Here is a 6,225-nt window from a genome sequence, read left to right as displayed (position 1 = left end):
CCCCCGGGCCGCGGAGGCGAGGAGCGCCGACGCCCGGCCGGCGGCCACGGTGCCGACCGTCAGGTGCAGCGCGCCGTCCGCTGCGAGCCGCTGGTCGACGACGTCGCCGCCCCCGTCGTCCGGCCGCACGGTCGTCGTCGCGACGGTGTACCCCGGCACCTCGACGGGTTCGGGGGCGAGGCCGTCGAGCACCCGTCGGACCCGCCGCCGGTCGATCGCGTACCCGAGTTCGCGCTCCGCCCACCGCGCGAGGTCGCGGAGCAGGGCCACGTCCTCGGCGCCGAACTCGCGCGGCTGGGCGTCCATGACGCAGAGCGTGCCGACCCGCGTGCCGTCGAGCATCGTCAGGGGAGCACCGGCGTAGAAGCGTATCCCGTGCTCGGCGACCGCGGCCGTGGCGGCGAAGCGCGGGTCGAGCGTGGTGTCGGGGATCACCATCGGTTCCGGCGTGAGGACCGTCGTCGCGCAGAACTGCTCCGACGCCGGCACGCTCGTCCCCTGCTGCCAACCGAACGTCGACTGCGTGGTGACGACGTCGTGGTGCACGAGGTTGAGGAACGTCAGCGGGACGCCGAAGGCCTCCTGCGTCATCCGGGTGATCCGGTCGAAGCGCTCCTCGGGACCGCTGCCGAGCACGCCGAGTGCCTCGACGACGGCGGTCCGCCGTGCGGCGGGGTCGAGCGGGAGAGCGGTGGGGGACTGCGTCACACGCCCTGTCTACCCGCACCCTCCGCCGTGAACCAGTCCCGAGGGTGGGGGTCGGCCGTCAGCTCGCTGCGCGCGGACACCGGAGCGGCCCACTTCGCGGCGTTCGCGAGGACGCGCTGGATGTCCGGGTGGTGGTACACCGGGTACTCCTGGTCGCCTGGGGAGAAGTAGAACACCCGGCCGAGGCCGCGACGGTACGCGACTCCGGAGCGGAAGACCTCGCCGCCGGAGAACGTGGAGAGGAAGACCTCCTCGTCGGGGCGCGGGATGTCGAAGAACTCGCCGTACATCTCCTGCTGGTCGATGACGATCGGGTGCGGGACACCCTCGGCGATGGGGTGGTCCGGGGCGATCGTCCAGACGAGCTCGCGGTCCTGCCCGTCGTTGCGCCACTTCAACGAGCACGTGGTCCCCATCAGGCGCTTGAAGGGCTTCGAGTAGTGGCCGGAGTGCAGCACCACGAGCCCCATGCCGGCGTGCACGGCGTCGACCACGCGCTGCACGACCTCGTCCGAGACCTCCTCGTGGGCGGCGTGGCCCCACCAGAACAGCACGTCCGTCTGCGCCAGGCGTTCGGCGGTGAGACCGTGCTCGGGCTCCTGCAGCGTCGCGGTGGACACGTCGGCGTCCGGCACGAGCTCGCGGAGCCCGGCCGCGATGACGGCGTGCATGCCGTCGGGGTAGTGCCCGATGACCGTGGCGTCGCCGCGGCTCTCGTGCACGTTCTCGTTCCAGACGACGATCCTGGGTGCGTCCTTGCTCATGCGGTGACCTCCATCTCTCGACCCGCAGCAGCGGACGCGTAGATCGCGTCGACGACACGGCTGCGGTGCAGGGCGAACTCCCCGTGGTGCCCCTCGTGGGCCCCGGAGCGGATCGTGGCGAGGAACTCCTCGATGACGCGCTGGTGGTGCCCCGCGGGGACGCGCACGCCCGGCCGGGTGACCGTCGGCACGCCCTGCTCGTCGGAGTACAGCGTCACGGTGCCCTCGGTCGCGTAGTCGCGGACGAACAGTCGCGCGCCGCCGGTCGAGCCGAGCAGCTCGACCTCGATGTCCTCGACGTCCTTCGAGTAGCTGGCCCAGCTCGCCTGGAGCTGCAGGCTCGACCCGTCCTCGAACCGGAGCAGGGCGCTCGCGAAGTCCTCGACGTCGAAGGGGCGCCCCGTGGCGGCGGACACCGGGTCGCGGTCGCTGCCGCCACGACCCGCGCTGCCGAGCTCGTTGTACGCCACGGCGCTCGCGGTCACCACGCGGGGCTCGCCGAGCAGGTGCAGGGCGATGTCGAGGACGTGCGAACCGAGGTCGATGAGCGGCCCTCCGCCCGCGGTCTCCTTGTTCGCGAACCAGCTGCGGATGCCGGGGATGCCCGCGCGACGGAGCCAGCTCGCCCGCGCGTGGTAGACGTGGCCGAGCGGCCCGTGTCCGTCGGCGTCGCGCTGCGCGAGGTGGTTGCCGAGGAACTGCACGTCGGCCCGGCGGCGGTGGTTGTAGGCGACCTCGAGCACCCGGTCGTTGCGCACGGCGGCGTCGACCATCTCCTGCGCCTGGTCGCCCGTCGTGGCGAGCGGCTTCTCGCAGAAGACGTGCTTGCCGGACTCGAGCGCGGCCACCGCGATCGGGTGGTGCAGGGCGTTCGGGACGCCGATCGACACGATGTCGAGGTCGTCGCGGGCGACGAGGTCCTGCCAGTCCGCGTACCGGTGCGGCACGCCGCGGGAGTCGGCGAGCTCCTGCAGCCGGTCGGTCTCCTGACCGGCGAGGGCGATCACCTCGGCGCCGCGGATCGCCGTGTAGGCGTCGAGGTGCGTGGTACCCGCGAAGCCCAGGCCGATCACCCCGACTCGGAGGGTCGGCGTGGAGGTGTCGGTGGTCGTGGTGTCCGTCGTGGTCGTGGTCGGTGTCGTCGTCGACATGACGACAACGCTAGTCGGGACGCGGGTCGAATCGATACGACCGGCGGCGTGTCGGGCTGTCGGTCGGTGCACGGTGTCGGGCTCCTGTCGGGGACCACGCGTCACGATGTCCGCATGACTCCCCGATCCCTGTTCCGTGCGGCCGCGGTCGCCGAACTCGTGACCTGGACCCTGCTCATCGCCGGGATGGTGCTGAAGTACGGGCTCGACGCTGGCGACTGGGGCGTGCGCATCGGCGGCGGCGTGCACGGCTTCGTGTTCCTGGCGTACCTCGTCGTCACGACGGTCGTCGCGGTGAACCAGCGCTGGTCGTTCGGAGCGCTCGTGCTCGGATGGGCCAGCGCCGTCGTGCCGTACGCCACCGCGCCGTTCGAGGTCGCGGTCGCCCGTCGCGGGATGCTCGACGGCCCGTGGCGGCGATCGGCGGAGGGACGCGCGGGCTTCTGGGACCGCCTGCTGTTCTTCGTGGTGCGGCGTCCGGTGCTCTCGGTGGCGATCGGCGTCGTGGCGGTCGCGCTCGTGTTCTCCGGCCTGCTCGTCGTCGGCCCGCCGGTGCCCGCGCGCAGCTGACGCGGGCACGCCAGTGCGCCGGGATGCGCGTCGAGCGCCGTGTGCGCGCACCCGCGACCGGTGACGCCCGCCGCCGAGGTTCCAGGACTCGCCGCTCGAGTTCGCCGAGGTTCCGATCGACGGCGCGTGCGCGCGCGAGAACGCAGTATTTCGGGACCCGACGCGCGCGCCCCGGCACCAAGGCGCCCAGACGACGGACGGGAGGCCCGGTGCCAGCTGGCACCGGGCCTCCCGTCCGTCAGGGTCGCGCCTACAGCGCGGCCAGGATCCCGTTGAGGGTCGCGGACGGGCGCATCACCGCGCCGGTCTTCGCGTCGTCGGGACGGTAGTACCCGCCGATGTCCGCCGGGTGCCCCTGCACGCCGTTCAGCTCGTCGACGATCGTCGACTCGTCCGCCCCGAGGCGAGCGGCCACGTCCGCGAACGCCGCCGCGAGCTCCGCGTCGTCGGTCTGCGACGCGAGTTCCTCGGCCCAGTACTTCGCGAGGTAGTAGTGGCTGCCTCGGTTGTCGATCGAGCCGAGCTTGCGCCCCGGGGACTTGTTCTCGTCGAGGAAGGTCCCGGTGGCCCGGTCGAGCGTCTCGCCGAGGATCTTCGCGCGCTGGTTGCCCGTCACGCCGGCGAGGTGCTCGAACGACACCGCGAGCGCGAGGAACTCGCCGAGGGAGTCCCACCGCAGGTAGTTCTGCTCGACGAGCTGCTGCACGTGCTTCGGAGCGGAGCCACCGGCACCGGTCTCGAACAGGCCGCCGCCGCCGAGCAGCGGGACGACGGAGAGCATCTTCGCCGAGGTGCCGAGCTCCATGATCGGGAAGAGGTCGGTGAGGTAGTCGCGGAGCACGTTGCCCGTGACCGAGATGGTGTCCTCGCCGCGACGGATGCGCTCGAGCGAGAAGGCCATGGCGTCCTCGGGCGACATGATCTCGATCTGCAGGCCGTCCGTGTCGTGCTCGCCGAGGTACGTCTTCACCAGGCCGATGAGGTTCGCGTCGTGTGCACGCGTCTCGTCGAGCCAGAAGACCGCCGGCGTCGCCGAGGCACGGGCACGCGTCACCGCGAGCTTCACCCAGTCGCGGATCGCGACGTCCTTGGTCTGGCACGCACGCCAGATGTCACCGGCCTCGACCTCGTGCTCGATGACGGTCTCGCCGCCGCTCGTGACGACGCGGACACGGCCGGCCGCGGGGAGCTCGAAGGTCTTGTCGTGCGAGCCGTACTCCTCGGCCTTCTGCGCCATGAGGCCCACGTTCGGCACGGAGCCCATGGTGGCCGGGTCGAAGGCGCCGTTCGCGCGGCAGTCCTCGATGACGGTCTGGTAGATCCCGGCGTAGCTGGAGTCCGGGATCACCGCGAGGGTGTCGTGCTCCTCGCCGTCCGGGCCCCACATGTGGCCGGAGGTGCGGATCATCGCCGGCATCGAGGCGTCGACGATGACGTCGCTCGGGACGTGCAGGTTCGTGGTGCCCTTGTCCGAGTCGACCATGGCGAGCTCGGGACCCGCGTCGAGGCCCTCGTCGAACGCCCGCTTGATCTCGGCTCCGTTCGGCACGGCGTCGAGCGCGGCGAGGATCGAGCCGAGACCGTCGTTCGGGTTGAGGCCGGCGGCGGCGAGGTCGGCGCCGAAGCGCTCGAACACGGTCGGGAAGAACGCGCGGATGACGTGGCCGAAGATGATCGGGTCGGAGACCTTCATCATCGTGGCCTTGAGGTGCACGGAGAACAGGACGCCCTGCTCCTGCGCCGCGGCGATCTGGTCCTGCAGGAAGGCCTCGAGTGCGCGGACGTGCAGGACGGTGCCGTCGATCACCTCGCCCGCGAGGACGGGGATCGACTGCTTGAGCACGGTGCTCGCGCCGTCCGCACCCACGAACTCGATGGTCAGGGTGTCGTCGGCCGGGGCGATCCAGGACTGCTCGTTCGACCGGAAGTCGTCCTTGCCCATCGTCACGACGTTCGTCTTCGAGTCGGACGACCAGGCGCCCATGCGGTGCGGGTGCTTGCGCGCGTAGTTCTTGACCGAGAGGGGCGCGCGGCGGTCGGAGTTGCCCTCGCGCAGGACCGGGTTGACGGCGCTGCCCTTGGTGCGGTCGTACCGTGCGCGGACGTCGCGTTCCTCGTCGGTGCTCGGCTCGTCGGGGTAGTCCGGCAGGTCGTAGCCCTGCGACTGCAGTTCCTTGATCGCGGCCTTGAGCTGCGGGATCGACGCCGAGATGTTCGGCAGCTTGATGATGTTCGCCTCGGGGGTCTTCGCGAGCTCCCCGAGCTCGGTGAGGGCGTCGTCCAGGCGCTGCTCGTCGGTGAGCCGCTCCGGGAACTGCGCGATGATCCGGCCGGAGAGCGAGATGTCGCGGGTCTCCACGTCGACACCGGCGGTGCCGGCGAAGGCCTGGATGATCGGGAGGAAGGAGTGGGTCGCCAGGAACGGCGCCTCGTCCGTGAGCGTGTAGATGATCTTGGCCATGCTGGCGGGTACTCCCTTGTTCATGCCGTCGGTACGCCCCACGCTACTCGCAAGCGCGGGATGTCTCGATGTCAAGATACCTGGTCGGGTCACCTCCCAGCGAACATCCGTCTGACATCCGGGAGGCACATGGCCGCCCCTTGGGGACGAAGCGTCGACTGGTCTCCCGCGGCACCACCGCCGCGGTGGGAGGAGCAGACCGTGACGACGACACGACGACGGACCCCCGAGGACTTCGGGTGGACGGAGGAGGACCTCCGCTCGGCCTACGCGGTGGACGGCAGCGGGCCGTACCGGTACGCACCGGACGGCTCCGGGCCCTTCTCCCACGACGTCGACGGCTCGGGCCCGTGGCTCGTCGGACCGGAGCCGACGCGGGGGATCGCCCGGTTCGCACCACGGCAGCGCCGGACCGGCTCACGACTGCGCCGGATCGGGACGGCGTGTGCTGCAGGAACGCTCGCGCTCGTGCTCGCAGTGGGGAGCGTCGCTGCGGTCGCGCACACCGCTCCTGCACAGCACCGGGTGGACGCCTCTGCCGTCCACAGCACGGCCCCGGACGGCGACTGAC

6 protein-coding genes are annotated in these 6,225 nt (G+C 71.4%); 2 read left to right on the top strand and 4 right to left on the bottom strand.

All coding sequences use genetic code 11. From position 1 onward, the window contains the following. The 3 genes from ACSW7Y_RS05865 to ACSW7Y_RS05855 form a co-directional block, all read right to left on the bottom strand. Window positions 1-708 (bottom strand): GAF domain-containing protein (locus tag ACSW7Y_RS05865; protein ID WP_438125391.1); only part of this gene is annotated, 708 nt, incomplete at its 3' end. Beyond that, complete coding sequence (locus ACSW7Y_RS05860; RefSeq protein WP_438125390.1) at window positions 705-1,472, bottom strand: ThuA domain-containing protein; 768 nt, start codon at window positions 1,470-1,472, stop codon at window positions 705-707. The genes ACSW7Y_RS05860 and ACSW7Y_RS05865, both read right to left, overlap by 4 nt. Beyond that, on the bottom strand, window positions 1,469-2,623 hold the full coding sequence (locus ACSW7Y_RS05855) for a Gfo/Idh/MocA family protein (RefSeq protein ID WP_438125389.1): 1,155 nt from the start codon (window positions 2,621-2,623) through the stop codon (window positions 1,469-1,471). Before ACSW7Y_RS05855 ends, ACSW7Y_RS05860 begins: the two co-directional genes overlap by 4 nt. Window positions 2,624-2,737: 114 nt before the next feature. Here ACSW7Y_RS05855 and ACSW7Y_RS05850 point away from each other — a divergent pair, with 114 nt between their 5' ends. Continuing rightward, the gene (locus ACSW7Y_RS05850) at window positions 2,738-3,193 is read left to right on the top strand and encodes a DUF3817 domain-containing protein (protein ID WP_438125388.1); all 456 of its coding nucleotides are present in this window, start codon (window positions 2,738-2,740) and stop codon (window positions 3,191-3,193) included. Window positions 3,194-3,443: 250 nt separating this feature from the next. Here ACSW7Y_RS05850 and ACSW7Y_RS05845 read toward each other — a convergent pair whose 3' ends face one another. Then, a complete protein-coding gene (locus tag ACSW7Y_RS05845; protein WP_438125393.1) occupies window positions 3,444-5,654 on the bottom strand; it encodes an NADP-dependent isocitrate dehydrogenase in 2,211 nt (736 codons plus the stop codon). Window positions 5,655-5,855: 201 nt separating this feature from the next. Between ACSW7Y_RS05845 and ACSW7Y_RS05840 the strand changes: the two genes are divergently transcribed. Further along, window positions 5,856-6,224 carry a hypothetical protein gene (locus ACSW7Y_RS05840; protein WP_438125387.1) on the top strand — a complete coding sequence of 123 codons (369 nt, stop codon included), beginning with the start codon at window positions 5,856-5,858 and terminating at the stop codon, window positions 6,222-6,224. Window position 6,225 lies beyond the last annotated feature (1 nt).

Origin of the sequence: Curtobacterium flaccumfaciens (genome assembly GCF_051548005.1) — a bacterium.
In the GTDB taxonomy this organism is placed as follows: Bacteria; Actinomycetota; Actinomycetes; order Actinomycetales; family Microbacteriaceae; genus Curtobacterium.
Note: the sequence above shows the minus strand (reverse complement) of the source record. Positions and strands in the feature narration are given on the sequence as shown.

Excerpts from the sequence above, each read along its gene's own strand:
- ACSW7Y_RS05860 (WP_438125390.1), bottom strand. The coding sequence starts at position 1,472 with ATGAGCAAGGACGCACCCAGGATCGTCGTCTGGAACGAGAACGTGCAC.
- ACSW7Y_RS05850 (WP_438125388.1), top strand. The coding sequence starts at position 2,738 with ATGACTCCCCGATCCCTGTTCCGTGCGGCCGCGGTCGCCGAACTCGTG.
- ACSW7Y_RS05845 (WP_438125393.1), bottom strand. The coding sequence starts at position 5,654 with ATGGCCAAGATCATCTACACGCTCACGGACGAGGCGCCGTTCCTGGCG.
- ACSW7Y_RS05855 (WP_438125389.1), bottom strand. The coding sequence starts at position 2,623 with ATGTCGACGACGACACCGACCACGACCACGACGGACACCACGACCACC.